Annotated in this window: 25 protein-coding genes and 1 pseudogene; 13 read left to right on the forward strand and 13 right to left on the reverse strand. The window is 74.0% G+C overall.

The window, feature by feature from the left end; genetic code table 11:
- Positions 1-93: 93 nt before the first annotated feature.
- A complete protein-coding gene (locus JK361_RS04475) occupies positions 94-1,524 on the forward strand; it encodes a dihydrolipoyl dehydrogenase family protein (RefSeq protein ID WP_201814339.1) in 1,431 nt (476 codons plus the stop codon).
- 7 nt (positions 1,525-1,531) lie between these two features.
- Here the strand turns inward: JK361_RS04475 and JK361_RS04480 are convergent, their stop codons facing one another.
- Entirely contained in the window at positions 1,532-2,176 is a 645-nt protein-coding gene (locus tag JK361_RS04480) for a peptide deformylase (protein ID WP_201814340.1), read from the reverse strand.
- A 156-nt stretch (positions 2,177-2,332) separates the two neighbouring features.
- Between JK361_RS04480 and JK361_RS04485 the strand changes: the two genes are divergently transcribed.
- Both JK361_RS04485 and JK361_RS04490 read left to right on the forward strand, forming a co-directional pair.
- Positions 2,333-2,731 carry a BlaI/MecI/CopY family transcriptional regulator gene (locus JK361_RS04485; RefSeq protein ID WP_201814341.1) on the forward strand — a complete coding sequence of 133 codons (399 nt, stop codon included), beginning with the start codon at positions 2,333-2,335 and terminating at the stop codon, positions 2,729-2,731.
- A gap of 6 nt (positions 2,732-2,737) precedes the next feature.
- Positions 2,738-3,667: a M56 family metallopeptidase gene (locus tag JK361_RS04490; RefSeq protein WP_201814342.1), complete on the forward strand. Its 930-nt coding sequence runs from the start codon at positions 2,738-2,740 to the stop codon at positions 3,665-3,667.
- Between the two features lie 28 nt (positions 3,668-3,695).
- Here JK361_RS04490 and JK361_RS04495 read toward each other — a convergent pair whose 3' ends face one another.
- From JK361_RS04495 to JK361_RS04510, 4 genes are all read right to left on the reverse strand, one after another.
- A complete protein-coding gene (locus tag JK361_RS04495) occupies positions 3,696-4,055 on the reverse strand; it encodes a tetratricopeptide repeat protein (protein WP_201814343.1) in 360 nt (119 codons plus the stop codon).
- Between the two features lie 50 nt (positions 4,056-4,105).
- The gene (locus tag JK361_RS04500; protein WP_201814344.1) at positions 4,106-4,600 is read right to left on the reverse strand and encodes a MarR family winged helix-turn-helix transcriptional regulator; all 495 of its coding nucleotides are present in this window, start codon (positions 4,598-4,600) and stop codon (positions 4,106-4,108) included.
- A 74-nt stretch (positions 4,601-4,674) separates the two neighbouring features.
- A complete protein-coding gene (locus JK361_RS04505; RefSeq protein ID WP_236052487.1) occupies positions 4,675-5,493 on the reverse strand; it encodes a cytochrome c oxidase assembly protein in 819 nt (272 codons plus the stop codon).
- A complete protein-coding gene (locus JK361_RS04510) occupies positions 5,493-6,053 on the reverse strand; it encodes a DUF2243 domain-containing protein (RefSeq protein ID WP_201814345.1) in 561 nt (186 codons plus the stop codon). The genes JK361_RS04505 and JK361_RS04510 overlap by 1 nt, the downstream gene beginning before the upstream one ends.
- A gap of 292 nt (positions 6,054-6,345) precedes the next feature.
- On the opposite strand from JK361_RS04510, the gene JK361_RS42330 reads away from it, so the two are divergent.
- Entirely contained in the window at positions 6,346-7,104 is a 759-nt protein-coding gene (locus JK361_RS42330) for a chaplin (protein WP_201814346.1), read from the forward strand.
- A 93-nt stretch (positions 7,105-7,197) separates the two neighbouring features.
- On the opposite strand, the gene JK361_RS04520 is transcribed toward JK361_RS42330, so the two are convergent.
- Complete coding sequence (locus JK361_RS04520; protein ID WP_201814347.1) at positions 7,198-8,535, reverse strand: hypothetical protein; 1,338 nt, start codon at positions 8,533-8,535, stop codon at positions 7,198-7,200.
- 113 nt (positions 8,536-8,648) lie between these two features.
- Between JK361_RS04520 and JK361_RS04525 the strand changes: the two genes are divergently transcribed.
- Entirely contained in the window at positions 8,649-10,034 is a 1,386-nt protein-coding gene (locus JK361_RS04525) for a molybdopterin-dependent oxidoreductase (protein WP_201814348.1), read from the forward strand.
- Between the two features lie 313 nt (positions 10,035-10,347).
- Here the strand turns inward: JK361_RS04525 and JK361_RS04535 are convergent, their stop codons facing one another.
- From JK361_RS04535 to JK361_RS04545, 3 genes are read right to left on the reverse strand one after another with little or no spacing between them, the layout of a single operon-like run.
- A complete protein-coding gene (locus JK361_RS04535; RefSeq protein ID WP_201814349.1) occupies positions 10,348-11,139 on the reverse strand; it encodes a class I SAM-dependent methyltransferase in 792 nt (263 codons plus the stop codon).
- The gene (locus JK361_RS04540) at positions 11,136-11,765 is read right to left on the reverse strand and encodes a TIGR04282 family arsenosugar biosynthesis glycosyltransferase (protein ID WP_201814350.1); all 630 of its coding nucleotides are present in this window, start codon (positions 11,763-11,765) and stop codon (positions 11,136-11,138) included. Before JK361_RS04540 ends, JK361_RS04535 begins: the two co-directional genes overlap by 4 nt.
- Positions 11,762-12,475, reverse strand: a complete 714-nt coding sequence (locus JK361_RS04545; protein WP_372448681.1) for a glycosyltransferase family 2 protein — start codon at positions 12,473-12,475, stop codon at positions 11,762-11,764. The genes JK361_RS04540 and JK361_RS04545 overlap by 4 nt, the downstream gene beginning before the upstream one ends.
- Positions 12,476-12,590: 115 nt before the next feature.
- Here JK361_RS04545 and JK361_RS04550 point away from each other — a divergent pair, with 115 nt between their 5' ends.
- Together JK361_RS04550 and JK361_RS04555 are read left to right on the forward strand one after the other, a co-directional pair.
- Positions 12,591-13,373, forward strand: coding sequence for a response regulator transcription factor (locus JK361_RS04550; protein WP_201814351.1), 783 nt, complete (start codon positions 12,591-12,593; stop codon positions 13,371-13,373).
- A gap of 1 nt (position 13,374) precedes the next feature.
- Entirely contained in the window at positions 13,375-14,484 is a 1,110-nt protein-coding gene (locus JK361_RS04555) for a sensor histidine kinase (RefSeq protein ID WP_201814352.1), read from the forward strand.
- Positions 14,485-14,664: 180 nt separating this feature from the next.
- On the opposite strand, the gene JK361_RS04560 is transcribed toward JK361_RS04555, so the two are convergent.
- From JK361_RS04560 to JK361_RS04570, 3 genes are all read right to left on the reverse strand, one after another.
- Positions 14,665-15,654, reverse strand: coding sequence for an NAD-dependent epimerase/dehydratase family protein (locus JK361_RS04560; protein WP_201814353.1), 990 nt, complete (start codon positions 15,652-15,654; stop codon positions 14,665-14,667).
- A gap of 315 nt (positions 15,655-15,969) precedes the next feature.
- Positions 15,970-16,887 (reverse strand): RNA polymerase sigma-70 factor, encoded by a 918-nt coding sequence (locus JK361_RS04565; protein WP_201814354.1) that lies wholly within the window; start codon positions 16,885-16,887, stop codon positions 15,970-15,972.
- A gap of 414 nt (positions 16,888-17,301) precedes the next feature.
- Positions 17,302-18,516, reverse strand: coding sequence for a cytochrome P450 (locus JK361_RS04570; RefSeq protein ID WP_201814355.1), 1,215 nt, complete (start codon positions 18,514-18,516; stop codon positions 17,302-17,304).
- Positions 18,517-19,063: 547 nt separating this feature from the next.
- Here JK361_RS04570 and JK361_RS42580 point away from each other — a divergent pair.
- The 4 genes from JK361_RS42580 to JK361_RS04590 all read left to right on the forward strand — a co-directional run bounded on the left by JK361_RS42580 (position 19,064) and on the right by JK361_RS04590 (position 23,637).
- Entirely contained in the window at positions 19,064-19,531 is a 468-nt protein-coding gene (locus JK361_RS42580) for a helix-turn-helix domain-containing protein (RefSeq protein ID WP_372448682.1), read from the forward strand.
- 111 nt (positions 19,532-19,642) lie between these two features.
- Positions 19,643-20,626 carry an alpha/beta hydrolase gene (locus tag JK361_RS04580; RefSeq protein WP_201814356.1) on the forward strand — a complete coding sequence of 328 codons (984 nt, stop codon included), beginning with the start codon at positions 19,643-19,645 and terminating at the stop codon, positions 20,624-20,626.
- A 63-nt stretch (positions 20,627-20,689) separates the two neighbouring features.
- On the forward strand, positions 20,690-21,736 hold the full coding sequence (locus JK361_RS04585; RefSeq protein ID WP_201814357.1) for a hypothetical protein: 1,047 nt from the start codon (positions 20,690-20,692) through the stop codon (positions 21,734-21,736).
- 647 nt (positions 21,737-22,383) lie between these two features.
- A complete protein-coding gene (locus JK361_RS04590; protein ID WP_201814358.1) occupies positions 22,384-23,637 on the forward strand; it encodes an ATP-grasp domain-containing protein in 1,254 nt (417 codons plus the stop codon).
- A 390-nt stretch (positions 23,638-24,027) separates the two neighbouring features.
- Here JK361_RS04590 and JK361_RS04595 read toward each other — a convergent pair whose 3' ends face one another.
- Positions 24,028-24,201 (reverse strand): CsbD family protein, encoded by a 174-nt coding sequence (locus JK361_RS04595; RefSeq protein ID WP_201814359.1) that lies wholly within the window; start codon positions 24,199-24,201, stop codon positions 24,028-24,030.
- A gap of 245 nt (positions 24,202-24,446) precedes the next feature.
- Between JK361_RS04595 and JK361_RS04600 the strand changes: the two genes are divergently transcribed.
- Together JK361_RS04600 and JK361_RS04605 are read left to right on the forward strand one after the other, a co-directional pair.
- Entirely contained in the window at positions 24,447-24,617 is a 171-nt protein-coding gene (locus JK361_RS04600) for a hydrophobic protein (RefSeq protein ID WP_184974837.1), read from the forward strand.
- Between the two features lie 109 nt (positions 24,618-24,726).
- Positions 24,727-25,122, forward strand: a pseudogene (locus tag JK361_RS04605) (hypothetical protein); the annotation flags it as partial.
- Positions 25,123-25,171: the final 49 nt, after the last annotated feature.

Consider the following 25,171-nt stretch of genomic DNA (forward strand, 5'->3'; position numbering starts at 1 on the left):
CGGCCGCCGGGCCGCCTATTCCACCCGTGCACGCCTGTGTTCCGCGCGCGTACCCATGTGGCCAGGGCGCACACCACCCACCAGACTGACCCCATGACGGAAACGGAATCCATCGCGTACGACGTCGTGGTGATCGGGGGCGGCCCGGTGGGGGAGAACGTCGCCGACCGCACCCGCGCGGCCGGCCTGACCACCGCGGTCGTGGAGAGCGAACTGCTCGGCGGCGAGTGCTCGTACTGGGCGTGCATGCCCAGCAAGGCCCTGCTCCGGCCGGTCATCGCCCAGGCCGACGCCCGGCGCCTGCCCGGCCTCGCCCCGGCCGTCCAGGGCCCCCTCGACACCCCGGCCGTGCTGGCCCGCAGGGACGACTACACCTCCCACTGGAAGGACGACGGTCAGGCCGCCTGGCTGGAGGGCACCGGCGCCGACCTGTACCGCGGTCACGGACGCCTGGCGGGCCCCCGTACGGTCACCGTCACCGGTCCCGACGGCACGGTCACCACCCTCACCGCCCGGCACGCCGTCGCCGTCTCCACCGGCACCCGCGCCCAGCTGCCCGACCTGCCCGGACTCGCCGAGGTGCGGCCCTGGACCAGCCGCGAGGCGACCAGCGCCAAGGCGGCCCCCGGCCGGCTGGTCGTCGTCGGCGGTGGTGTCGTCGCCACCGAGATGGCCACCGCCTGGCAGGCCCTCGGCTCCCGGGTCACCCTGCTGGTCCGCGGCAAGGGCCTGCTGAACCGCATGGAGCCGTTCGCCGGGGAACTGGTCGCCGAGGCCCTCGCCGAAGCGGGCGTCGACCTCCGCACCGGCACCTCCGTGGAGTCCGTCACCCGCGAGAACGGCACGGTCGTGGCCGTCACCTCGGCCGGCGACCGGATCGAGGCCGACGAGATCCTCTTCGCCACCGGCCGCGTCCCGCACACCGACGACCTCGGCCTGGAGACCGTCGGCCTGGAACCCGGTTCCTGGCTGGACGTCGACGACAGCCTCCGCGTCACCGGCACCGACTGGCTGTACGGGGTCGGCGACGTCAACCACCGGGCCCTCCTCACGCACCAGGGCAAGTACCAGGCCCGCATCGCGGGCGCCGCCATCGCCGCACGCGCCGCCGGCAGCCACCTCCCGGACGAACCCTGGGGCGCCCACGCCGCCACCGCCGACCACGACGCCGTGCCCCAGGTCGTCTTCACCGAACCGGAGGCCGCCGCGGTCGGACTCTCCCTCGCCGAGGCCGAACAGGCCGGCCACCGGGTCCGCGCCGTCGACGTCGAGTTCTCCTCCGTCGCCGGGGCCGGCCTGTACGGCGACGGCTACAAGGGCCGCGCCCGCATGGTCGTGGACCTGGAGGACGAGATCCTGCGCGGGGTCACCTTCGTCGGCCCGGGCGTCGGAGAACTCATCCACTCGGCCACCGTCGCGGTCGCCGGCCGCGTCCCCGTCGGCCGGCTGTGGCACGCCGTCCCGTCGTACCCGACGCTGAGCGAGGTGTGGCTGCGGCTGCTGGAGGCCTACCGGGACAACTGAACCCGGACTACGGCAGTTCGAAGCCCAGGGCCGCGGCCGCCGCATCCGGCGCCGGCTGGGCCCACAGGGCCGCCACCGCCTCGTTGGTCGACAGCGAGCGCGGCTCCGCGCGGTCCAGGTAGAGCGTGCCGTCGAGGTGGTCCGTCTCGTGCTGGACGATCCGGGCCGGCCAGCCCGTGAACACCTCGTCCAGCGGGCGGCCGTGCTCGTCCTCGCCGCGCAGCCGCACCTCGGCGTGCCGGCCCACCACCGCCTGCCACCCCGGCACGCTCAGACACCCCTCGAAGAACGCCGCCCGGGCGGTGCCGACCGGCTCGTACACCGGGTTGACCAGCACCCGGAACGGCTGCGGGACCCGGCCCCGGGCCGCCGCCACCTCCGCCGGCACCGGCGCCGGGTCCTCGATGACCGCGATCCTGAGCGGCACCCCGACCTGCGGCGCGGCGAGGCCGACCCCGGGGGCCGCGTGCATGGTGGTGCGCAGGGCCTCGACGAACCGGGCGAGCAGCGCGGGGCCGAGCTGGCCCTCGTACGGCTCGGTGCCGCGCCGCAGCACCGGCCGGCCGGCCGCGACGATGGGCAAGGGGCCGCCGGCGGCGAGGAGTTCCTCGACCCGCTCGGCGAGCGGTGTGTCATCACGGGAAGGTGCCATCGCGTCAGCATGCCACGCCCACCCGCCGCCACCCGTGGCGCACCGGCGCGGCGCCGCGGCCACGGAGCGTCGGCGGGGTGAAGTAGCGTAGGACGACACGCCGAAGGGCGCGTCGGAGGGCGAGCCGCGGGAAAACAGGAACGAGGAGACGGGGCGATGGCGCTTGAAGGCGGCCGGGCCCGGCGGCGCGGCCAGGGAGAACTGGAGGGCCAGGTGCTCGGCGCGCTGCGGGAGGCGGACGGGCCGGTCACCGCGGCGTGGGTGCAGGAACGCCTAGGCGGCGACCTCGCCTACACCACCGTCGTCACCATCCTGACCCGGCTGCTCGCCAAGGACGTCGTCTCCCGCGAGCGGCACGGCCGGTCCTTCCTGTGGACGCCGACGGCCGACGTGGCACGGCTGGCCGCCCTGCGCATGCGCCGCCTGCTGGACGGCGAACGGGACCGCGAGGCGGTCCTGGCCAGCTTCGTCACCGCCCTGCCGCCCGGCGACGAGCAGGTGCTGCGGGCGCTGCTCGACATCCCGGGCACGGACCCCGGCGGTACGGAAGACTGACCGCTCATGGGGGTCTTCGTCTTCCTGCCGCTGGTGCTGCCGCTGTCCGCGTGGCCGGTCGCCCGGCTCGCCGAGACACGGCTGCACCCGCGCACCGCCACCCGGCTGCTGACCGCGGTCGCCGTCGTCATGGCCGTGTGCAGCGCACTGTGCCTGGCCCTGCTCATGGTGGTCGGCACCGCCCAACTGCCCGGCAACCCGCTGCCGGACGGCTGGTCCGACCCCCAGGTGCGGGCCGCCGTGCCGTACGACGAGGTGGCGGGCCGGGCCGCCATCCCGGCGCTCGCCGTGGTGGCCGCCGCCTGTGCCCGCACCCTGTGGCGGCACCGCCGGGTCACCCGCGGCGCCCGCCGGGCCCTGGCCGGGGTGCCGGGGCGCACGGTAGCGGTCCTGCCCGACACCGTGCCGTACGCCTACGCGCTCCCGGGCGGCCGGGGCCGGATCGTCGTCAGCACGGCGCTGCTGGCCGGTCTGGCCCCCGCCGAGCGGCGCGCGCTGTTCGCGCACGAGCGCGCCCACCTGGCCGCCCGGCACCACCGCCATCTCCTCGCCGCGCAGCTGGCCGCCCGCGCCAACCCCTTCCTGCGTCCGCTGCGTACCGCCGTCGTCTACGCGGCAGAGCGGTGGGCGGACGAGGACGCGGCCCGTGCGGTGGGCGACCGGCGTACGGTCGCCCGCGCCATCGGCAAGGCGGCCCTGCTGTCCCCGCGCGCCCCGGCGCCGACCCTGGCGGCGCTGGCCGTGACCGGTCCCGTGCCGCGCCGGGTGGCGGCGCTGCTGGCCCCCGCGCCGGTGGCGCGTACCTTTCCGTCGGCGTTCACCTCGGTCGGCCTGGCCGCGTGGGCCGCCGCCGCCGGGGCGCTGGTGTCCGCGATGTCGTCGGCGAACTCCGCCGTCACCCTGTTCCTGATCCTGCACGCCGCGACCCCCCTGTGAGGCGGGGGGCCGGCTCGGAACGTAGGGCTCACTCCCGAGGGAAGTCACCCGCGAACGCCGAGGCGATTCGCAGGTGCTGTTCCGCCTCCTCGTGGCGGGCTTGCCGCTGGAGCGTGCGGCCCAGCATCAGCCGGGCGTAGTGCTCCACCGGGTCCCGTTCCACGATGGCCCGCAGCTCCGCTTCGGCGCGGCCCAGCTGGGCCGAGTGGTAGTAGGCGCGGGCCAGCAGCAGCCGGGGTCCGGTCTGCTCCGGCACCTCCTCGACCAGCCCGGCCAGCACCCGCGCCGCACCCGCGTAGTCCTTCGCGTCGAAGAACAGCCGCGCGCGCTCCCAGCGCTCGGCGGCCGTGCCGTGGTCGTAGTACGTGGTCTGAACCTGCGTCTCCACTCGTGACCTCCTTCGGCGGCCACAACCGAAGGAGGTTGTTCAATATTCCACTACTGGTCCGTGGCCGGCGGGGTGCCGTCGGCGGTGGCGGACGGATCGAGGGGCGCGTCGAGCAGGGCCGTCAGGTCGTGGGTGAACTCCTGGGCGCGCGGGCTGTCGGGTCCGCCGAGCGGGGCCAGCAGCTGTCGCAGCAGCCCCTGGACGATGTCGATCGCCCTGCGGGTGGTCTCGCGGCCCTCCTCGGTGAGGGCGAGCTGGACAGCGCGGGGATCGGCCGGATCCCGGGTGCGTTCGAGGAGGCCGGCCGCCTCCAGGCCGCGGGCCAGCTTGGAGACGTAGAGGGCCTCCAGGCCGGTGTGGTCGGCGAGGCGGCGCTGGCTGGGGCGGAGCCCGGAGCGCTGCATGCCGTGGAGCGACGCCACCAGCGAGTACTGCGCGTGGGTCAGCCCGAGCGGCGCCACCGCCCGGTCCACCGCGACCCGCCACTTCATCGACAGCCGCCACACCAGGAAACCGGGCGTGGCCTGTTCGGAGAGGTTGCTCATGGTGAATACGGTACATGGACATTGTATCCATGGCTGCTATCCGAGAGGGGTGCTCGCCCTGGCCCACGGCGGTACTACCGGACCGGCTGCGCGGCCGGTGCCGCCATCGCGCGGCGCACGGGACGCCAGGTGGCGACGAGTGCCGCCGCCAGGAGGAGTTCGGCGATGTCGCCGCCGTAGTACATGATCTCCGCGCCGCCCTGCACCTCGGGGACGGGCGCGTGGACGTCCACCCAGAAGCCGCCGTACATCAGCTGCGCGGTGACCGCGTGCACGGCGATGGCGCACCCGAGACAGACGAGCCGGGCACGCACGCCGGGTCGGCCCGGGGCGGGATCGGGCCCGGCGACGGAGTGCGCGAAAAGGCACCCCGCCAGCAGGAAGTGCGCGTGCAGCAGCCAGTGACCGGCCTGCTGATCCATGACGGTCTCGTACAGCGGGGTGAAGTACAGGACCGGCAGGGTGCCCGCCGACAGCAGCAGGGCGACGGCCGGGTGCGCGAGCAGGCGGGCCGGGCCGCCGTGCAGCACGGTGGTGAGCCGGCGGGCGCGGGGCGCGGGAAGGGTGCGCAGCAGAAGGGTGACCGGGGCGCCGAGCACCAGGGCGAGCGGCGCGTACATCCCGATGAGCATGTGCTGGACCATGTGACCGCGGAAGTCGCGGTGCGCGAAGGGTGCGACAGGGGGCAGCAGCGCCACTGCCAGCAGGCCGACACCCGCGCAGAAGGCGACGGTCCGCCACGCGTGCCAGGATCGCGCCGGATTGCGGCGGTGAGCCCTGCGTGCCAGCAGCAGATAGCCGCCCGCGCACACCGACAGCACCAGGACCGGCAGCACGAACCCCACGACACCGGCGCTCTCCGGGTGCGGGGAGTGGGACATGTCGTGGTCCATCAGCCGGTGCGTCCGTCGCGGCCGGTGCCGGGGGCCGCCGGGTCGAACGCCCGTCCGCTGCGCTGAAGCAGCAGGCCGCCGGCCAGGAGCAGCGCGCCGAGGGCGAGGAAGCCGAGGTCCCACCAGACCTGGTACGGCCCGCCGTGGACGTGGTGGATGCCGAGGACGTGATGGTCCAGCACGCCCTCCACGAGGTTGAACAGTCCCCACCCGGCCAGGATCCACCCCCACAGCACCCGTGAGGCCCACACCCGGCGCCGGCCCGTGGTCACCCGGGCGTACAGGACGGCGAGCCCGGTGAGGACGGCGAGCCAGCAGACGGTGTGGAAGACGCCGTCCCACACGGTGTTCATCCGCAGCCCGGAGACGCTGTGCGGGTCGTAGTACTTGACCCCGATGTGGTCGTGGTCGGTGCTGGTGAGCATGTGGTGCCACTGAAGGAGCTGGTGCAGCAGGATCCCGTCGACGAATCCGCCGAGTCCCACTCCCAGGAGAATCCCGGGCAGTTGCAGACCGGCGGGCGCAGTCTCGGCCCTGCTGTCTCGTACGGTGGTTGCCATCGCTCCTCGTCTCGGTCGGTTCCCGGGTCGGAATTCCCGGATCGATCGGTTCCGGCGGCGGTCGCCCTACCGAGAGCTATCAGTTGTCCGGCTCCACCGCTGCGGCACGCTCGGCCATCTGTACGGGGCGGTACGGGCCCACCCGGCGCGCTGACTCACCCTTCTTGCCTGGCAAAAGGATGAAAAACCATAACTTGTTGGGTTTCACATGCGTTTTGCCGGGCGCGGGTGAGTGCCCGCGACCGTGTCTGGAAGGGCAGGGAACCCAATGAAACGGGCTACCCGAAACAGTGTGATCGCCATTGCCGTCGCCTCCGGTGCGATGGCCGTCGCGGCGCCGGTGTACGCCGACTCCGCCGCCGACGGTTCCGCGAGCGGATCGCCCGGGGTCATCTCCGGCAACGACATCCAGTTGCCGGTGCATCTCCCGGTGAGCGTGTGCGGGAACACCGTGAACGTGGTCGGTCTGCTCAACCCCGCGATGGGCAACCGCTGCGCCAATGTGGGCGACGACACCGGCAAGGCCACCGGTGCGAAAGGGGCCACGGCTGACAAGGGGGCCACCTCGGGCGGGGCCACCTCGGCCGGGGCCACCTCGGGCGGGGCCAAGACCCCGGGCGGGGCCGAGGCGGTGGGCAGCGCTCAGGGCTCGCCGGGCGTCCTCTCCGGCAACGGCATCCAGCTCCCGGTCCATCTGCCCGTGAACATCAGCGGCAACTCCGTCAACGTGGTGGGCGTGGGCAACCCCGTCTTCGGCAACGAGTCCGTGAACGCCTCGGACGACCACCCCGAAGAACCCAAGTCGCCCACGACGCCCTCGCCTGAACCGCCCACGCGGGTCACGCCGCCGGTTCGCCACCTCCCGCCCGCCACCCACCCGGCCGCGCCGAAGCCGTCGCCCGTCGTCGTCCGGCAGCGGACGGCCGGGACACTCGCCCACACCGGAGGGGACGCCGCCTGGGCGGCGGCCGGCGCGAGCGTGGCGTCGCTGATGGGCGGGACGGTGCTGTACCGCCGCTTCCGTTCGCGGCCGGCCGGCCGGGAAGGCTGACCCGGAACGGCACGAGGCGGCCCGGCCGGCCCGGTCCCGAGGTGGGACCACCGGCCGGGCCGCATGAGACGGCCCGGCCGGGAGCGGCCGGGCTCACCACCCGGTGAACAGCAGATGGTTCAGCGCCAGGGCGAGCACCGCCTGCGCGGCGAGCCAGATCCGCGGCCGGGGCAGGAACGCGCAGGCCGGCAGCAGCCACATCGCGAAGGGCAGCCAGATCCGCTCCGTCTCCGCCTTGCTCATCCCGGACAGATCGGCGGCCAGCAGAGCGAGCAGCGCCGCCGCCACGAGGAGGGCGAGCCGGACCTCGGCCGGGATCGCCGTCCGGCGGCGGGCGAGCAGGGAGCCGGCCCGCCCCAGCCCCACCGCGGTGGCCACACCGGTGATCAGCACCGAGCAGGCCAGGTTGGCCCACACCCAGTAGCCGTAGGGCCGGATGCCGCCCACACCCTCGTAGTAGCGCGTGACCAGCAGCCGGTACCCCTCCCACCAGTCGAACCCGGCGAGCGTGAACGCCACCGGGACGACCGCCGCCCCGGCCAGGAACAGCACCGGCAGCAGCACCGGCCGCTCGCGGACCCGGCGCCGCCCCAGCACCAGCACCGCCGCCCCGATCAGCGCGAACAGCGTGAGACCGTACGAGAGATAGCAGGTCAGGCCGAACAGCAGTCCGCTGCCCGCCGCCCAGGCCACGGACCGCCCGGTGACCGCGAGAGCCAGCAGCGCCATGGACCAGGCGGCGACCGCCGCGAAGTACCCGTCGGCCGAGGCACCCACCCACACCGCGGCCGGGGCCAGTGTCAGGAACGGCGCCGCCCGCCGGGCCAGGCGCTCGTCGGCCAGTGCCCTCACCGCCACCAGCACCGCCGCACATGCGGTCGCCCCGACGGTGATGCACCAGGCACCGGCCCAGCCGCCGCCCCGCAGACCGATCCGGTCCAGGAGGACGAACGTGAGGGTGGCCGCCGGCGGGTGCCCGGCGATGTGGGCGGGCCAGGGCGCGGGGGAGCCGCTCACGATGTGGTGGGTGAAGTCGTGCAGGGTGGCCGGGATGTCGTGGAAGCGGCCGATGACCGAGAGGTACTCGTTGCGGGTGGTGAGCCGGCCCGCCACGCCCCGCCGCCAGCCGTCGACCAGCGCCAGCGACCACGTCCAGGCCAGCGCCGCCGCCCAGGCCGCCGGGAGCAGCCACCGCCACGGCAGCCGCGCGGCGACGGACGGCCCGTAGGCCACCACGGCGACCGCCACCAGCACGGCGGCCGGCGTGCCCGGGCCCACGTGCGGGTCCCAGTCGGCGAACAGCGGCGGCCAGTGGACGAAGAGGTTGCGATAGCCGTCCTGGAGGTGCCGGCCGACGAGCACGGCGACGAGGACGAGCAGCACGGCCGCCGAGGCGGCACTGAGATCGGCATATCGGCTACGGCGGGTCACACCGGAACGCTAGGTCGGCGACCGGGCGAATGACTGGATCAACGGCCTGACGTCAGACTTTCGTCATGGGTCGCGCGCCTGCCGCCGGGGCGCTCCCGGCCTACCGTCGGATCATGCGAGACGACGACCCCCGGCTTCCCTCCTCGCCCGGCTTCTGGCGCAGCCCGCTGCGCGGCACCTGGTTCACCTCGGTGCTCGGGCTCGTGCTGCTCGTCGGCATCACCGTGCTGTTCGTGACGGGCCTGGTGTCGTACGCCGCCTACAACCCGGACCTCTCACCGGTGAACGACCAGACCCCGGGCAAGGGGATCCTCGGCTTCTACCTCTTCTCCTGGCCGACCGACCCGCACTGGCTGTACCGGTTCACCCAGGGCCTGCACGTCACCCTCGGCATCACCCTGATCCCGGTCCTGCTGGCCAAGCTCTGGTCGGTGGTGCCCAGGCTGTTCGCCCTGCCCCCGGCCCGCTCGCTCGCCCACGCGCTGGAGCGGATCTCCCTGTTGCTGCTCGTCGGCGGCGGGCTGTTCGAATTCACGACCGGCGTCCTCAACGTCCAGCTCGACTACGTCTTCCCCGGCTCCTTCTACCCGCTGCACTTCTACGGCGCCTGGGTGTTCTTCGCCGCGTTCGTCGCGCATGCGGTGCTGAAGGTGCCGACCGCCCTGCGCGCCGTTCGCCGACGGCAGGACGAACGGGACGGTCGTGAACAGGGCGGTCGTGAACGGGACGGTCGTGAACAGGGCGGTCGTGAACGGGACGGTCGTGAGCAGGGCGGTCGTGAACTGGGCGGTCGTGAACTGGGCGGCCGTGAACGGGACGGCCGCGGACAGGGCGGTCGTGAGCAGGGCGGTCTCGTCACGCCTCGGCCCGTTGCGCCCACCGTCTCCCGGCGCGGGGCACTGTGGTTCGTCGGCGGCGCCTCACTGCTGCTCCTGGCCACGACCGTGGGCCAGAGCATCGGGGGCGCGCTGCGGCGCACCGCCCTCCTCGCGCCGCACGGCGGCACCGACCCGGGCGCCGGACCGAACGGCTTCCAGATCAACAAGACGGCCGCGTACGCCGGGATCGACCCCAGGGAGACCGGTGCGCAGGCGTGGCGGCTCGTCGTCACCGGGCGCGGCGGAACCGTCCGCCTCAGCCGCGACCAGCTGCTCCGCATGCCGCTGCACAGCTCTGCGCTGCCCATCGCCTGCGTCGAGGGCTGGTCCACGGCGGACCAGTGGTGGCGCGGGGTGCGGCTGCGCGACCTCGCGGCGCTCGTCGGCCACGACGGCGACCCGCCGGACCTGTTCGTGGAGTCGCTCCAGCGGCACGGCGCCTTCCGCCGCGCCGCCCTGCGCGCCAACCAGGTGGCCGACCCCCGCTCCCTGCTCGCCCTGTACGTCAACGGCGAGGATCTGTCCCCCGACCACGGCTACCCGGCACGGATCATCGTGCCCGCCGCCCCCGGTGTGCTCAACACCAAGTGGGTGGCCCGGCTCACCTTCGGAGACCTGTGATGCGCCTGCGCCCACCGCTCGGCAGCCCCTTCCAGATCCTGCTGCTGGCCTGCTCGTTCGCGCTGGCCGGCTATGCCGGGGCGCGGTTGTTCGCGGACGACTGGCGGGGGGTGGCGCTGTGGCTGGTGGGGGCGGCCCTGCTGCACGACCTGGTGCTGCTGCCGCTGTACGCGCTGGCGGACCGGGCGCTCGTGCGGGGGCTCGGGTCCGCCGGACGCCGGGAGTGGACCATGTACGTCCGTGTCCCGGCGGCCCTGTCCGCGCTGCTCCTGCTCGTGTGGTTCCCGCTGATCAGCGGGATGGTCGACCAGCGCTACCGGTCCGCCACCGGCCTGTCGGCGGACGGCTTCCTCGCCCGCTGGCTGCTGATCACGGCGGTGCTGTTCGGCGGCTCGGCGCTGCTGCTGGCGATCAGGCTCTCCCCGCCGACGCGTATGCGAGAGCGGGGGAGGCTGCGCAGGGCGACGAAACGGCGGCCGCCCCCCGTCCACTGACCGTCGGCGCCCCAGCCCGCCCGGGCCGCGTACCGCAGCAGGGCCGGGGTGCCCAGCCGCGCCCACGGGAACGCGCCGCCGCCCGTCCGGCCCTCGGCGCCGTCGACGACCTGCACCTCGGACCGTTCGTCGACGTCCACCGCCACCGTCTCGGCGATCAGCAGGCCACCGGGGCACAGGAGCCGGTTCACCCGGTCCAGCAGGGCGCGCGGGTCGCCGCCGATGCCGACGTTGCCGTCCATGAGCAGCACGGTGCCCCAGCGTCCCTCGCCGGGCAGCGGCTCGAACACCGAGCGCCGCAGGGCCTGGCCGCCGAGCCGCCCGGTGTGGTCGACCGCCGCCTCGTTGACGTCGATCCCGAGGACGGTGCGGCCCCGGCCGGCGAGTTCCGCCACCAGCCGGCCCGGCCCGCAGCCGACGTCGAGCACGGCACCCTCGCACCGGTCCAGCACCGCACGGTCGACCGCGTCCGCCCGCGCGCACCACCGCTCGACCTCCAGGGGCAGCAGCCATCCGTCGCTACGGCGCAGGAACAGCGGACCGCGCCCGGTGCGCAGGGCGGTGGCGTAGGGGTCGGCGACGGCCCAGGCGGCGGCCCGCGACGCGCTCATCGGCCGGTCCCGTGCCCGGTGTGCGCGGCGCACCCGGCCAGCCGGGCGGCGAACCGGCCGTGCGGCGTCAGCGAGGCGACCGCCGCCGCGTCGGCCGCGGTGTCCACGTCCCGCAGCCGGGGCAGGTCGCGCACCCTCAGCCCCGCGGCCACCAGCCGCCGCCGCTGGACGGCGCCCGTCTCCGGCGTGGACATGGGCACGCCCCGCAGCAGGGCCGGGTCGGGCCGGGCCAGCCCCAGCGCCCAGAAGCCGCCGTCCTCCGCCGGACCGAAGCAGGCGTCGTACCCGGCGAAGTCCACGTCGAGCAGCGCCGGGGTCACCTGCGGGGTGTCCATCCCGATGAGCAGGGCGGGCCCGTCGCACCGCGCGAACGCGTCGGCCAGCCGCAGGTCCAGACCGCCCGCGCACTGCGGTACGACGTCGAAACCGGGCGGCAGCCAGGGGCCGGGCGTTCCCTCGAGCACCAGGACGCGCCGGTCGGCGGGGGCGGCCGCGACGGCCAGCAGGGTGTCGGCGAGCGCCGCCTCGGCGAGCGCGGCCGCCTCGGCGGGGCTGAACGGCGGGACGAGCCGGGTCTTGACCCGCCCCGGCAGCGGTTCCTTGGCGATGACGAGCAGCGTGGTCACCGTACGGTCCTCCCGCCGGTCGGGGGCTCGGCCAGGACACGGCTCATGTCCCGAACCGCCTGCCAGGTGCCGCGCCAGGTGCCCGTCACCTTGGAGGTGCCGGTGCGTGGCAGATACGGCACGTCGTGCTCCGCGATCCGCCAGCCCGCGTCGGCCGCGCGGACCACCATCTCCAGCGGGTACCCGCTGCGCCGGTCGCTGAGACCGAGCGCGAGCAGCGGCTCCCGGCGGGCGGCGCGCAGCGGCCCGAGGTCGTGCAGGCGCAGGCCGGTACGGCGGCGCAGCAGCCGCGCGAGCGCGAGGTTGCCGGCCCGGGCGTGCGCGGGCCAGGCCCCGCGGGCCCGGGCCCGCCGTCGTCCCAGGACCAGGTCGGCCTCGCCGTCGAGTACCTCCCGCACGAACGGGACGAGGAGCGAGGGGTCCAGCGAGGCGTCGCAGTCGCAGAAACAGACGACGTCGGCGGTGGCGGCGGTCAGCCCGGCATGGCAGGCGGCCCCGAAACCGCGGTGCGGCTCGTGGACCACGGTCGCGCCCAGGGCGCGGGCGACGTCGGCCGAACCGTCGGTGGAGCCGTTGTCGACCACGAGGGGGCGCCAGCCCGCCGGGATCCGGGCGAGTACCCACGGCAGGGCCTCGGCCTCGTCCAGGCAGGGCAGCACCACGTCCACGCCCGCCGGTGATGATGGTGTCGAGGGGATCACGGCGTTCACCCTACGAACCACAAGCGGGCATATCGGACTCCCGCTCCTTACGAAACGCGGACGTCGGGGCCGGGACCCGGTAGCGGGTGCGACACCCGCGGCGGCCCGGTGCGAGGCTGGACGCATGCAGCAGCCGCACGTGCCCACGCCGGGCAGAGCCACCGGCGCGACCGCGCCCGACACCGCGGAACCCGCCGTCCCGCCCGCTCCCGGGGCCGCCAGGATCCTGGTCGTCGACGACGACGCGACCGTCGCCGAGATCGTCGCCGGATACCTCGGCCGCGCCGGCTACACCGTCGACCGGGCCGACGACGGCCCCAGCGCGCTGGCCCGCGCCGCCGCCGGCCGGCCGGACCTGGTGGTGCTCGACCTGATGCTGCCCGGCATGGACGGCCTGGAGGTCTGCCGGCGGCTGCGCGCCACGGCCCCCGTTCCCGTGGTCATGCTCACCGCCCGAGGCGACGAGGACGACCGCATCCTGGGCCTGGAGGTCGGCGCCGACGACTACGTGACCAAGCCGTTCAGCCCCCGCGAGCTGGTCCTGCGGGTGCGCTCGGTGCTGCGCCGCACGCTTCCCGCCGCGGACGCCCGCCCGCTGACCGCGGCCGGACTGGCCGTCGACCCCGGCGCCCGCCGCGCCACCCGGGACGGCACCGAACTCGCCCTCACCCTGCGGGAGTTCGACCTCCTCGCCTTCTTCCTCGGGCACCCGGGCAAGGCGTACAGCCGGGAGGACCTGATGCGCGAGGTGTGGGGCTGGGACTTCGGCGACCTCTCCACCGTGACGGTCCACGTCCGCCGGCTGCGCGGCAAGATCGAGCACGACCCGGCGCGGCCGCGACTGATCCAGACCGTGTGGGGCGTGGGCTACCGCTTCGACCCGAGCGGCCTCGAAGGGACGGGCTGACGTGCGCGACACCCTGCTCATCGCCCTGTACGCCTTCGCCGGTGCCGCCGTCACGGGCCTGACGGGAGCGGCCGCGCTGCGGCTCCTGCGGCGCCGCTCGCTCACCGTGTCCCTCGCGGTGGTCGCCGCGGTCGGCGTCGGCGGCGTGCTCACGGGCACCCTCGCGGTCGCATGGGCGATGTTCCTGTCCCCGCACGACCTGACGGTGGTGACGACGGTCGTCGCCATGGCGGCCGTGGTCTCTCTGGCGACCGCGCTGATACTGGGCCGCTGGGTCGTCGCCCGCAGCCGCGAACTCGCCATGGCGGCCCGCTCGTTCGGCGACGGCGGCGACTTCGCCGCGCCCGAGGCCCCGGCCACCGCGGAACTGGCCGAGGTGAGCCGCGAGTTGGCGGCCACCAGTGCCAGACTCGCCGAATCCCGGGAACGGGAGCGCCTGCTGGAGACCTCACGCCGGGAACTCGTCGCCTGGATCTCCCACGACCTGCGCACCCCGCTCGCCGGTCTGCGCGCCATGGCCGAGGCCCTGGAGGACGGCGTCGCCGACGATCCCGACCGCTATCTGAAGCAGATCCGCACCGAGGTGGAGCGCCTCGACGGCATGGTCGGCGACCTCTTCGAACTCTCCCGCATCCACGCCGGCACCCTCCCCCTGGTCCCGTCCCGGATCTCCCTCTACGACCTCGTCGGGGACGCCCTCGCCGGAGCCGGCCCCCTCGCCCACGCCCACGGCGTGCGGCTGGTCGGCGACCGGGTGGCGCCGGTACCGGTCGAGGTCGACGCCAAGGAGATGAGCCGTGTGCTGGGCAACCTGCTGGTCAACGCTATCCGCCGGACACCCGCCGACGGCACCGTCGCCGTGGCCGCCGAGCCGTCGGCCGACGGTGTCGTCCTGTCCGTGACGGACGGCTGCGGCGGCATCCCCGAGGAGGACCTGCCGCGCGTCTTCGACACCGGCTGGCGCGGCACCGACGCCCGCACCCCTCCGGCCGGCGCGGGCCTGGGCCTGGCCATCGTGCGGGGCATCGTCGAGGCCCACCGGGGCCGGGCCACCGTGCACAACATCCCGGGCGGCTGCCGTTTCGAGGTGACGCTGCCCGCGGCACCGTAGCCCGGTCGGTGGCTCGGTGGCTCGGTGGCTCGGTGGCTCGGTGGCTCGGTGCCGGTGGGCCGGCGGGCCGGCGGGCCGGCGGGCCGGCGGGTAGGGCGGGGCAGCGGATGGGCAGGGCTGATGGGCAGCGGCAGGGGCAGCCGGTCACGCTGCCCGCGGCGCCGCAACCCGGCAGCCCGGTCAGTCGTGGGAGGCGAACTCGCGCATTCCCTCCGCGAACCCGACCTCCGGCTTCCAGCCCAGTTCGGCCCGCAGCCGCGAGGAGTCGGCCGTGATGTGCCGTACGTCCCCCAGCCGGTACTCCGCGGTGACGACGGGCGCGGGCCCGCCGTGGGCGTCGGCCAGCGCACGGGCCATCTCCCCGACGGTGTGCGGCTCCCCGCTGCCGGTGTTGTACGCGGTGAGCGCGCCCGGCGCGGACCGCGCCTCCAGCGCCACGACGTTGGCCGCCGCCACGTCCCGCACATGCACGAAGTCCCGGCGCTGCCGCCCGTCCTCGAACACGCGGGGCGCCTCGCCCCGGGCGAGCGCGGACCGGAAGAAGGAGGCGACGCCGGCGTAGGGGGTGTCACGCGGCATCCGGGGCCCGTACACGTTGTGGTAGCGCAGCGAGACGGCGGAGCCGCCCGTCGACCGGGCCCAGGCCGCGGCCAGGTGCTCCTGGGCGAGCTTGGTCGTGGCGTACACGTTGCGCGGATCGGCCGGCGCGTCCTCGCCGACCAGCGCGGGCGAGAGCGCGGTGCCGCACACCGGACACCTCGGCTCGAACCGCCCCGCCTCCAGATCGGCGACCGCCCGCGGCCCCGGCCGTACGACCCCGTCGCGCGGACACGCGTACCGCCCCTCCCCGTACACGACCATCGACCCGGCCAGTACTAGGTGCCGTACGCCCGCCTCGGCCATGCCGGCGAGGAGGACGGCGGTCCCCAGGTCGTTGCGGGAGACGTACTCGGCCGCGTCCCCGAACCCCACCCCGAGGCCGACCATCGCGGCCTGATGGCAGACGGCGTCCACGCCGGCCACGGCCCGCGCGACGGCCGCGGGATCGCGGACGTCGGCGGCCGGATCCGCGCGCACGTCGAATACGACCGCCTCGTGTCCGCGCGCCGTCAGCGCCTCGACGACGTGGGAGCCGATGAACCCGGCACCGCCGGTGACCAGTACTCGCATACGCCCACGCTAGGTCCGCCGGGGCGGCGCACCGGAAGGGCGCGCCCGCACGTCACGACTCCGTAAGACCCGGAGCCCGTGCCGTGCCCCGGGCCGGCGGGGGCCGGGGGGGCGAGGGCAGGGCCCGAGGGCAGGGTCGGCGGGGGATGGCGTCGGCGGTCGCGAGTCCGGCCCGGGAGCGGTGTCGGCTTGTGCAGGGCCGGCCGGAGGACAGGCCTGGGGCAGGGCCGATGGTGGGCACGGTGGGGCGTAGGTCCGGTCGGGGCCCGGTGGGGAACTGGGCCGGTGAGGGGTGGTCGGCGGGTGGTGGGTGGCTCAGCGGCGTAGGGCGGTCTCGTGGTCCATACGGGACAGCTTGTCGGGGTTGCGGACGGCGTAGAGCCCGGTGATGCGGCCGTCGGCGATGTGCACCGCGATGACGGTGTCGACCCTTCCGCCGAGCCGGAGGACCAGCGCCGGGTACCCGTTGACCTGCGCCGGCCTCAGCGCCGTCGGACCGAACCTGCTCAACCCGGCGGCCACAGGAGCCACTTGCCCGGCACCCACGAGGGGCGCAAGGGCGGCCTGGGCGACCCCGCCGCCGTCGCCCAGGAAGACGACGTCGGGCGCGAGGAGGTCGAGCAGGCCCTGGAGGTCGCCCGTCTCGACCGCCTGCTGGAACGCCCCCAGCACGGCACGGGTCTCGGCCGCGGAGACGGCTCCACGCGGCCGGCGGGCGGCGACGTGGGCACGTGCCCGGTGGGTGATCTGGCGGACCGCGGCCTGGCTCTTGCCGACGGCTTCGGCGATCTCCTGGTACTCCAGGCCGAACACCTCGCGCAGCACGAACACCGCCCGTTCGGTCGGCGCGAGCGTCTCCAGCACCAGCATCATCGCCATCGAGACGCTGTCGGCCAGCTCGACGTCCTCGGCCACGTCGGGCGCGGTCAGCAGCGGCTCCGGCAGCCAGGGACCGACGTAGGACTCCCTGCGCCGGGCGAGCGTACGGAGCCGGGCCAGCGCCTGGCGCGTGGTGATCCGGACCAGGTACGCCCGCTGGTTGCGCACCGCCTGCTGGTCGACGTCCGCCCACCGCAGCCAGGTCTCCTGGAGCACGTCCTCGGCGTCGGCGGCCGAACCGAGCATCTCGTAGGCCACCGTGAACAGCAGGCTGCGATGGGCGACGAACGCCTCGGTGGCGGAGTCCGCGCGCTTCCCGGGCGATTCGGCCACATCCGTCTCGCGCTCGCTCATACCGTGCTCCCGCCTGTTCGCTCCCGACCCTGCCACACCCACGAGATGCCGGTGCCCGACGCCGTGTGACACCCACGGCCGGTGGCGTGGGTCACACCGGAGGCGGCCGGTCCTTCGTGGCCGTCGGGCTGCGGACGCGGTCGCTGCGGCCGAGCACCGCGACCACCGGCCCCTGCCGGTACCGCTGCTCTCTGGGGCGGGTGCCAAGGCCGGGCGGGAAGGGCGCCGAACGGACGGAGAAACTCCGCGCCCCGGCAACCGGTGGCGGCACAGGGACCGCCCGTACCGGAGGGAGCCGGGCCGTGCCCCTGCGAGGCGTGGACGGCACCGGTCCGGTCGGACAGCGCTCGGAGCACTACCCCCGAGCGCTGTCCGAGGGAGGGCCGGCGACCCGCCGCTCCGTGTCGTACGGACTCACCAGACGACCGGCAGGCGCAGCGGGAAGCGGCGGATCGTCCCGGTGTCCCACTCGACTTCCTCGGGGGCGACGGCGAGGCGAAGGTCGGGGAAGCGGGTCAGCAGGCCGGTGACCGCGCTGTCCAGCTCCGCCCGCGCGAGCGGGGCGGCGAGGCAGTGGTGCCCGCCCCAGCCGAACGTCATGTGCGGGTGCACCGGCCGTTCGAGGTCGAGCGTGTGCGGGTCGGTGAAGACGGCCGGGTCGCGGTTGGCCGCCAGGTAGGAGACGTGCACGTAGTCACCGGCGCTGATGGCGGTTCCCTCGATCTCCGCGTCCTCCAGCGCGATCCGCGGGATGCCCACGCCCTTGCGGAACGGGATGAACCGCAGCAGTTCCTCCAGCGCGCCGGGGAGCCGGCCGAGGTCGCGCGCCAGCGCGGCACGGTCCTCGGGCCGGGTCAGCAGCAGATAGGCGATGTTGCTGATCTGGCAGGTCGCCGTGTCGTTGCCGCTGAGGATGAGCGTCACGGCCAGGACCGCCAACTCGTCGTCGCTCAGGGGTTCCTCGCCCTCCGGTACGGGGGCGGTGGCCAGCGCGCTGAGCAGGTCGTCGCCCGGTGTGGCGCGCCGGTCCGGGACCTGCTTCGCGAAGTAGGCCCGCAGTTCGGCCTTGGCGTCGGCCGCGTCCTGCCGGGCGTCGGGCGAGGTGGCAAGGAGCCGCATGGTGAGCGTGCGCAGATGGTCGCGGTCCGTCTCCGGGACGGCGAGCAGCTCGCAGATCGTCAGGTGGGGGAGCGGCACCGACAGGTGGGTCACCAGGTCCGCGGGCGGCCCCGCCTCGGCCATCGCCGTGAGCAGCCCGGTCACCACCTTGTCCACCGCCGGCCGCATGCCTGCCACCCGCTCCCGGGTGAACGCCTGGGCCGCCACGTGCCGCAGCCGGGTGGCGTGCGGCGGGTCCGTCACGTTGATCGACTCCGGTGACACGATGGGCTCGGGCGTCATCCTCGGATAGTCCCGGCCGACGATCGCCGCACGGCTGAACCGCGGGTCGCACGTCACCTGACGCACTCCGGCGAAGCTGGTCACCAGCCACGCCTCGGCCTCGCCGTAGGGCAGCCGGATCCGGCTGACCGGGCCGCGCCCCGCCAGCGAGGCCAGCGAGGGGTCGAACTCCAGCGCGTCGGCGAAGTCGAAGGGGCAGTCGGGCACTGCCGGGTCGTGGAGCGACATACAGCCTCCTTTGTGCGCCGCGGCGTCGTTGCGGCGCAGGCCTGGGCCGGCGTTGTTTCGGGCAGCCGCGGAAGTCGGGGTCGACGGGGCGACGGCACCGGCGCCGGGCCGCCCATCACCCGCCGGGTCGAAGACGCTGCCGTTCAGACCCGGTTCGTGCCGGCCGACCTGGTACGAGAGCCGTGCGGTGCGACCTCGTCCCTGGGAAAGGTCACCTCGTTCACTATGAGGTACCGCGGCAGCTCTCGCAGAACAGGCACTACCGGCGACGACCCGGTTCCGCCTGCGGGAACCGGGTCCCGCCGGGTCCCCGTACGTCACGAGCGATCCGCCCTCACCTCAGGGTCGTTACGTCGTTCGGGTGAGCCGGGACGGCCGGGACGGCCGGGATGTGCTCGTTGCGTCGTTCGGGTGAGCCGGGGCGGCCGGGGCGTGCTTCTGCGGGGCCGGGAGCCGGGAGCCGGGAGCCGGGTGCGGGGTTCCGGGTATGGGGCGTCGGCGGCCCAGATACTAGAAGGTTCAACAGTTGTGGGTGGAGGGGGCGGGTGTGTCCGCACAAGGGGCGGCGTTCGGCGCGCTGCTGCGGGAACTGCGGCTGGCGAAGTCGTTGACGATCGAGGCCCTGGCGGAAGCCTCCGGTGTCAGCGTGCGCGGCATCGGCGATCTGGAACGCGGACGTCGTGCCGCACCGCAACGGCGGACCGTGGCCGCGCTCGCTGACGGGCTCGCTCTCGACGCCGCCGACCGGGAGCGGCTGCTCGCCGACGAGCGGGCCGAACGCACCCCCGGCTACAACCCCGTCGGTGTCCGTTCCGTCCCGCGCGGCATAGACGACTTCGTGACTGCCGGACCACAGCGGCCTCCTGCCGGACGGTATGTCGCCCAGTGGCCGCCGGCGGGCCTGCCGTTCCTCCCCGGACGACGCCGGCCGGGATGTCCGACCGGTCCGAACTGTGCAGGCAGGGGTAAGAACCAGTGCACCCGCGCCTCCCGCACCCCGCTCGCCTCGGCCTAGTCTGGTCACCCGTGCCGGTGGAGCCGCCGCCGGCGCCCCGCGCCTGCCTGTCCCGGCCGCGGGGGGTGTCAGCAGCTCGCCCGACGATCCGTTCCCCGCGCAGGAGTTCTCGTGCAACACGACGTACCGGCTCCTTGGACCGCGCCTGTTCTGGAGCGGCTGACCCGTGCCTTCGTCGACACGTACACCCTGCCCGACACCTCGGACACGGGCCCGGACACGACCACCGCCAAGGAACGGATGGCGTCGCTGTGGACCGGTGACGGCCGTGACGAGCCCGACGTGGAGGAGGAGTGGCTGGCGCTGCCGGGAAGCGGCGGCAACCGGATCCGGGTGCGGATACTGCGCCCCGCCGGCAGCGACGAGGCCCTGCCGGTCGTGCTGTACCTGCACGGGCTGGGCTGGATGCTGACCGACGCGTACGCGCACCAGAACCTGGTGAACGACCTCGTCCTGGGCGCCGACGCCGCCGTCGTCGTCCCGGAGTACGACGGGCCGGACGACGCCCGCCACCCGGGGGCCGTCGAGCGGGCGTACACGGTCGCGCGCTGGATCGCCGAGCACGGCAGGGAATGCCGGCTGGACGGAAACAGGATGGCCGTCGTCGGGGCCAGTGCGGGCGCCCAGCAGGCGGCCGCGCTCACCCTGGTGGCGCGGCAGCGCGGTGGTCCCGGCTTCCGGCACCAGGTGCTGCTGTGTCCCGTGACCGACGCGGCGATGGACACGCCCTCCTACCACCAGTTCGCCGAGGGCTACTTCCTGAACCGGGCCGCCATGCGGGACTACTGGCAGCGGTACGCCCCGGACCCGCGGACCCGGACGGACGAGACCGTCTCCCCGCTGCGCGCCCCCGCCCGCATCCTCCGGGGCCTGCCGCCCGCGCTCGTCCTCACCGCGGAGGCGGACGTGCTTCGCGACGAGGGCGAGGCGTACGCCGCGCTGCTGCGGGAAGCGGACGTACCCGTCGTGTCGATCCGCTACCACGGAACGATCCACGCCTTCATCCTCTTCGACATGCTCCGCCGCACGGACGCGTCCCGGGCCGCGCGGATCCAGGTGACGGACACCCTGCACACCGCCCTGCACCTCGCCTGAACCCGGCACCGCGAGCCGCGCCCGAATCCCCTCTCGCCGCCGACGGCTTCGCCAGGAGGACCCTTGACCTACATAGATACCCGGACCCGCGCGAACGCCGCGGAGAGCGGTGTTCCGCACGCTCCGGAAGAAGTCATCGCCGAGTGGCACGCGCTGGCGGAGACGGTATGCGGAGAGCTGCGGCACGCGGGTCTCCCCGCCTACGTGGTACACCCCGGCGCCCCGGCCGACAGGCGAGCCGGCGCGTGCGTCTCCGTCGACACGCTGGACGGTCCGGCAGGCGGCGTCCACGTCGACTGGAACCCCGGCGACTCCCTGACCGACGCCGCCCTGGGATGCATGGAGCCCGGCCGGTCCCAGCTCCTGGAACCGGTGATCGAGCACTATGTGCGGGTCGGTTCGCTCATGGACGAGACGATCAGAAGCGTGCTCACGCTGGCCGGCTTCCGCACCCGTGACGCGGTCGAACTCGACGACCTGTCCTCGGGGACCCATGTCGCGGGCCGGCAGCCGAGGCAGTGGTACCTCGAGTACATCCTCACGGAGGGAGTGCTCGGCCTCATCGCCGCCCTGCGCTCCTACCGACCGAGCGGTGACGATCCCGCTGAGCCGGCCGGTGCCGGCGCGGAGGGCACGGCCCGGATCGCGGGACGCGGCATCCGGATCGTGCAGGACGGTCGGCACCGGCTGACGGACGACGACCGGCGGGAACTCGACCGCGTTCTCCGCAGGCTCGCCGGGGCGATGCACAGCCAGGACATGGCGCACAAGGGCTTCTGGAAGGCCGACCGGTCGCTGCTGGAACTCCCCGACGAACTCTGCCTCCCCGCACGGCAATCGCCGGCGCGCGTTCTCACGGCCGCCTACCTGGCGCTGCTCGGCAGCATCGAGTCGGCCGGCGAGGACACCGTCGACGACGATGACGCCGTCGAGATCACCGAAGCGTCGACGGGCACCCTGCTGAGGCGGCTGGACCAGGCACCCGACGAGGACAGGCGGGAGCTGATCCGTCTCTTCCGGGAGGCGGCCCGCGACGAGACCGACCCCGACCTCAAATCGTTCGCCACCGGTTTCCCGGAGGCCATCGGCCTGGCCGACGAGGACGAGTGAGCGCCGGCTACTGGATGGGCCCGGCCTGCCCCTGCGCCTGGTCGAGTCGGCCCGCCAGGTCGGTCCAGCGCAGTCCGGCTCGCGTTGGAGAGCCCGATCAGTGGGAACCGCTCGGCGAGCCGGGCGAGCCCTCCCTCTCGCACATGCGTGCCGATTGGGTCACCGCGAGTCAAACCGCGATCAGCGGCCGGGTCCCAGGCGCGGTATCCACGAACCCCCCGCCCCAGAGGGCCGTTGCTCCTGTGGGATGCTCCGAACCCCACCCGGAGAGGTCGCTTCCGCAAAGTCGAGACCCCAGGACCCATGGCTCGCGCGGCCGCTGGACCTTGCTACAAGCGTTGCCCTGAAATCGCCGTCCCACTCTGGTTGTTACGTCGATGGCACCGGCCCGGCCGGTACGGTCTACTGCGCGACGTGAAGAGGATCCTGCTGATCGAAGCGCTCGCGAACTCGGGCTCCTACGTGCTGGACGCCACTCCGCACTCGACGCACGCGTCTTCGTCGCCACCCACGAGGACGTCTACGAGAGCTACCCCGCGACTCTGCGTGACAAGATCCACGGCGCGGTGTTCACCGCCCCCACGCCCGCACAGGTAACGCCGGCGCCGCCCGCGCACTCGCCCGCACCCGCGTAGAAGTGAGCTGACATGCAGCGAATCGCCTTCCTCCGGTCCGCCGACATCCAGCGCGCCGACCCGTACATCCACGGCATCGCCCCCGTGCTGGCGCGTCTCGGCGCCGAGGCCCGGCTCTTCCACACCCACGGCGGCGACTGCGGCCCGGAACTCTTCCCCGGGACCAGCGAACGGCTCGACCCGGCCGCGACGCCGGACGAGTTCGTCGAGCGGGTGCGCGCCTGGGGTGCCGACGCGGCCGTGTCGATCTCCCTGCCCGACGAGAACGCCCTGCGCGACGCCGTCGTCAAGACCAGACTCGAAGCCCTCGGCATCAGAACCGTCATGACACCGCTCGCCGCCACCCGCGTCCTGTGCGACAAATGGGAGACCAAGCGGGTGTTGGAGGCGCACGGCATCACCACCCCGCCCGCCGTCCTCGTCGACAGCGACCTCCTCAACGACCGGGCGCTGTCCGTCCCTGCCTACCCGGACGCCGTCCGCCTCGCCGCCCGGGACATCGGGTTCCCCCTGATGGCCAAGCCGCTGTGGGACTCCACCAGCATGGGCATCGAGTTCATCCCGGACCCGGCCGCCCTCGACCGCTACCTGGCGGCACGCCCCGCGGCCCACGCCGTCCTGGAGAAGTGCCTCGGCGGACGGCTCTGCTCGGTCGACATCGTCGGGGCCGGCGGCCACTACACCGTCATGCCCCTCATCCGCACCGGCACCGCGGGCGGCCCTCCCGCCTTCACCTTCGACGACCTGCGCTATGCCCGCCCCGCCCCGGACGACGACTTCGCGCCCACCGCGCGGCGCCTGGTGGACCTGTGCACGGAACTCGGAGTCGAAGGATCCGCCAACGTCGACATGATCCACGCCGACGGCGTCTACCACGTTCTGGAGATCAACCCCCGCATCGGCGGCGCCACCACCCTGTCCATCGCCGCCGGCGGACTCAACACCTTCACCGCACTGCTCGACATCCTGGACGGCACCTGGCCGACCAGGACCAGCGCTCCGGCCGACCGGTTCGCCATCGAGTGCCTCACCGCGAACCCCACCCCCGCGCTGCTCGCCGAACTCCGCACCCTTGTCGACCTCGTCACCTGCCACGACCTGATCATCGACGGCCACGACCACGGCGGCATCCTCACGTTCACCGTGGAACCGGGCGACGAACAGCGGGTGGCGAAGGAACTCGCCGAGTGGTGCGCGCGGACCGGCTTCATCCCGGACCCCATGCTCGACAAGATCCACCGCCTGCTGGCCTCCGCCGGCCGGTGACCCCCCGACCGGCGGGCGACCGGCGGGCCGCGGTGACCTGCCGTTCCGCAGCCGCAGCCGCAGCCGCAGCCGCAGCCGCAGCCGCAGCCACGGCCGCAGCCACGGCCGCAGCCGCAGGCTCAGGGGCGCTGCCGCGCGCCAAGTCCCTCCGGGGAGCGGTCGCTTCCCCGCTCTGAGTGATCGAGGGGCCCCCGGCCGGCCCCGGTTCCGGGTCGCTCGGCGGTAGGCCCCGTGTCAGTCGGACTGACCGAGACGACAGGGCGCTCTCGGCAGGCGTGCGGGCCGACATGGTGCCGAACCGGCCGAGACGGCAGCTCACTCGGACACAGGCGTGAGGGGCGTGCCCGGTGTCCCGGGCCGCCCCTCACACGCGGGTGCTCCATGAGCCGGTCAGTGCCGGCCGTTGTCCTTGAGCGACTCCTTGGCCTCGCGTGCGTTGCCCGCGGCCTCGGCCGCGCGGCCCTTGGCGATCAGCTTCTCGTTGCCCGTGGCGTGTCCGGCTGCCTGGGCGGCCTTGCCGACGGCCTGCTCGGCCTTGGCCCGGGCCTTCTCGCTGGCGCTCATGCTGCTCACCTTCCTCGGTCTCCGGTATGAGGTGTCGGCTGTGCGCATGACCCTTCACGGCACCGGTAAACCCAGGGGTAGAGCAATGCGTTGAGTGATCGACGCTGCATGACCGCGGTGCATCAGATGCCGGAGAGCGGGAATCGTGCGTGACACGCATGCCCTGCACCTCGTGGAAGTAACCCGTATTTTGTGTGCTTGTAGGGGCGGGATAAGGGCATCCGGTGGCCAGGAGGTTGATAACGATGGTTCCCCTGCTTCTGGTTCTTCTTCTGGCTCTGGTCCTGTTCGGTGCGGGCTTCGCGCTGAAGGCGCTGTGGTGGATCGCGGTGATCGTGCTGGCCGTGTGGCTGCTGGGCTTCGTCGTCCGGTCCGCGGACGGCGCGGGCCGCCGAGGGCGCTGGTACCGCTGGTAGACGCGGTCCCCGCGCGCGAGGTGCGCTGCTGGTGACGGAGGTTGACGTGGGGCCCGGCCTGGGACGGCCGGGCCCCACGTCGTGCGAGAGGACGGCTCCCGGGGAGGGTGTCGTCTCCAGCGGCCTGGAAGCGGGCGCGGTCATCGCCGCCGACCGGCCGGTCGACCCCACCATCACGGTCAGTGGCACCTACATCCTCTACGGGTCGATCTCGCGCCTCATGCTGGCGTTCTTCCTGGCCGCCGTCGGCCACATCGTCTCCCGCACCCGGCTGCTGCCGCGCTGGACCGGCCGGTCGGCCTACGTCCTGGCCGCGGTCAACCTGGCGTTCGTGCCGTCCCTGTTCTTCGGCAACACCCCCGCGCACTTCTACGCGGCCAACGGCTGGGGCACCACGGCACTGATGGGCGCGATCCTCAGCTACTGGCTGCTGGCCCTCGGTATCTCCACCTACCGCAGCGCCGCGCGTACCGTCCTGTCCGGTCCGTCATCGCCGCGGCACTGACCGCGGTCCCTGCCGTGCGTGCCGGGCCCGCGCACGGCACGGCGAACTC

This window comes from Streptomyces musisoli, from assembly GCF_016741855.1.
GTDB classification, from domain to species: domain Bacteria; phylum Actinomycetota; class Actinomycetes; order Streptomycetales; family Streptomycetaceae; genus Streptomyces; species Streptomyces musisoli.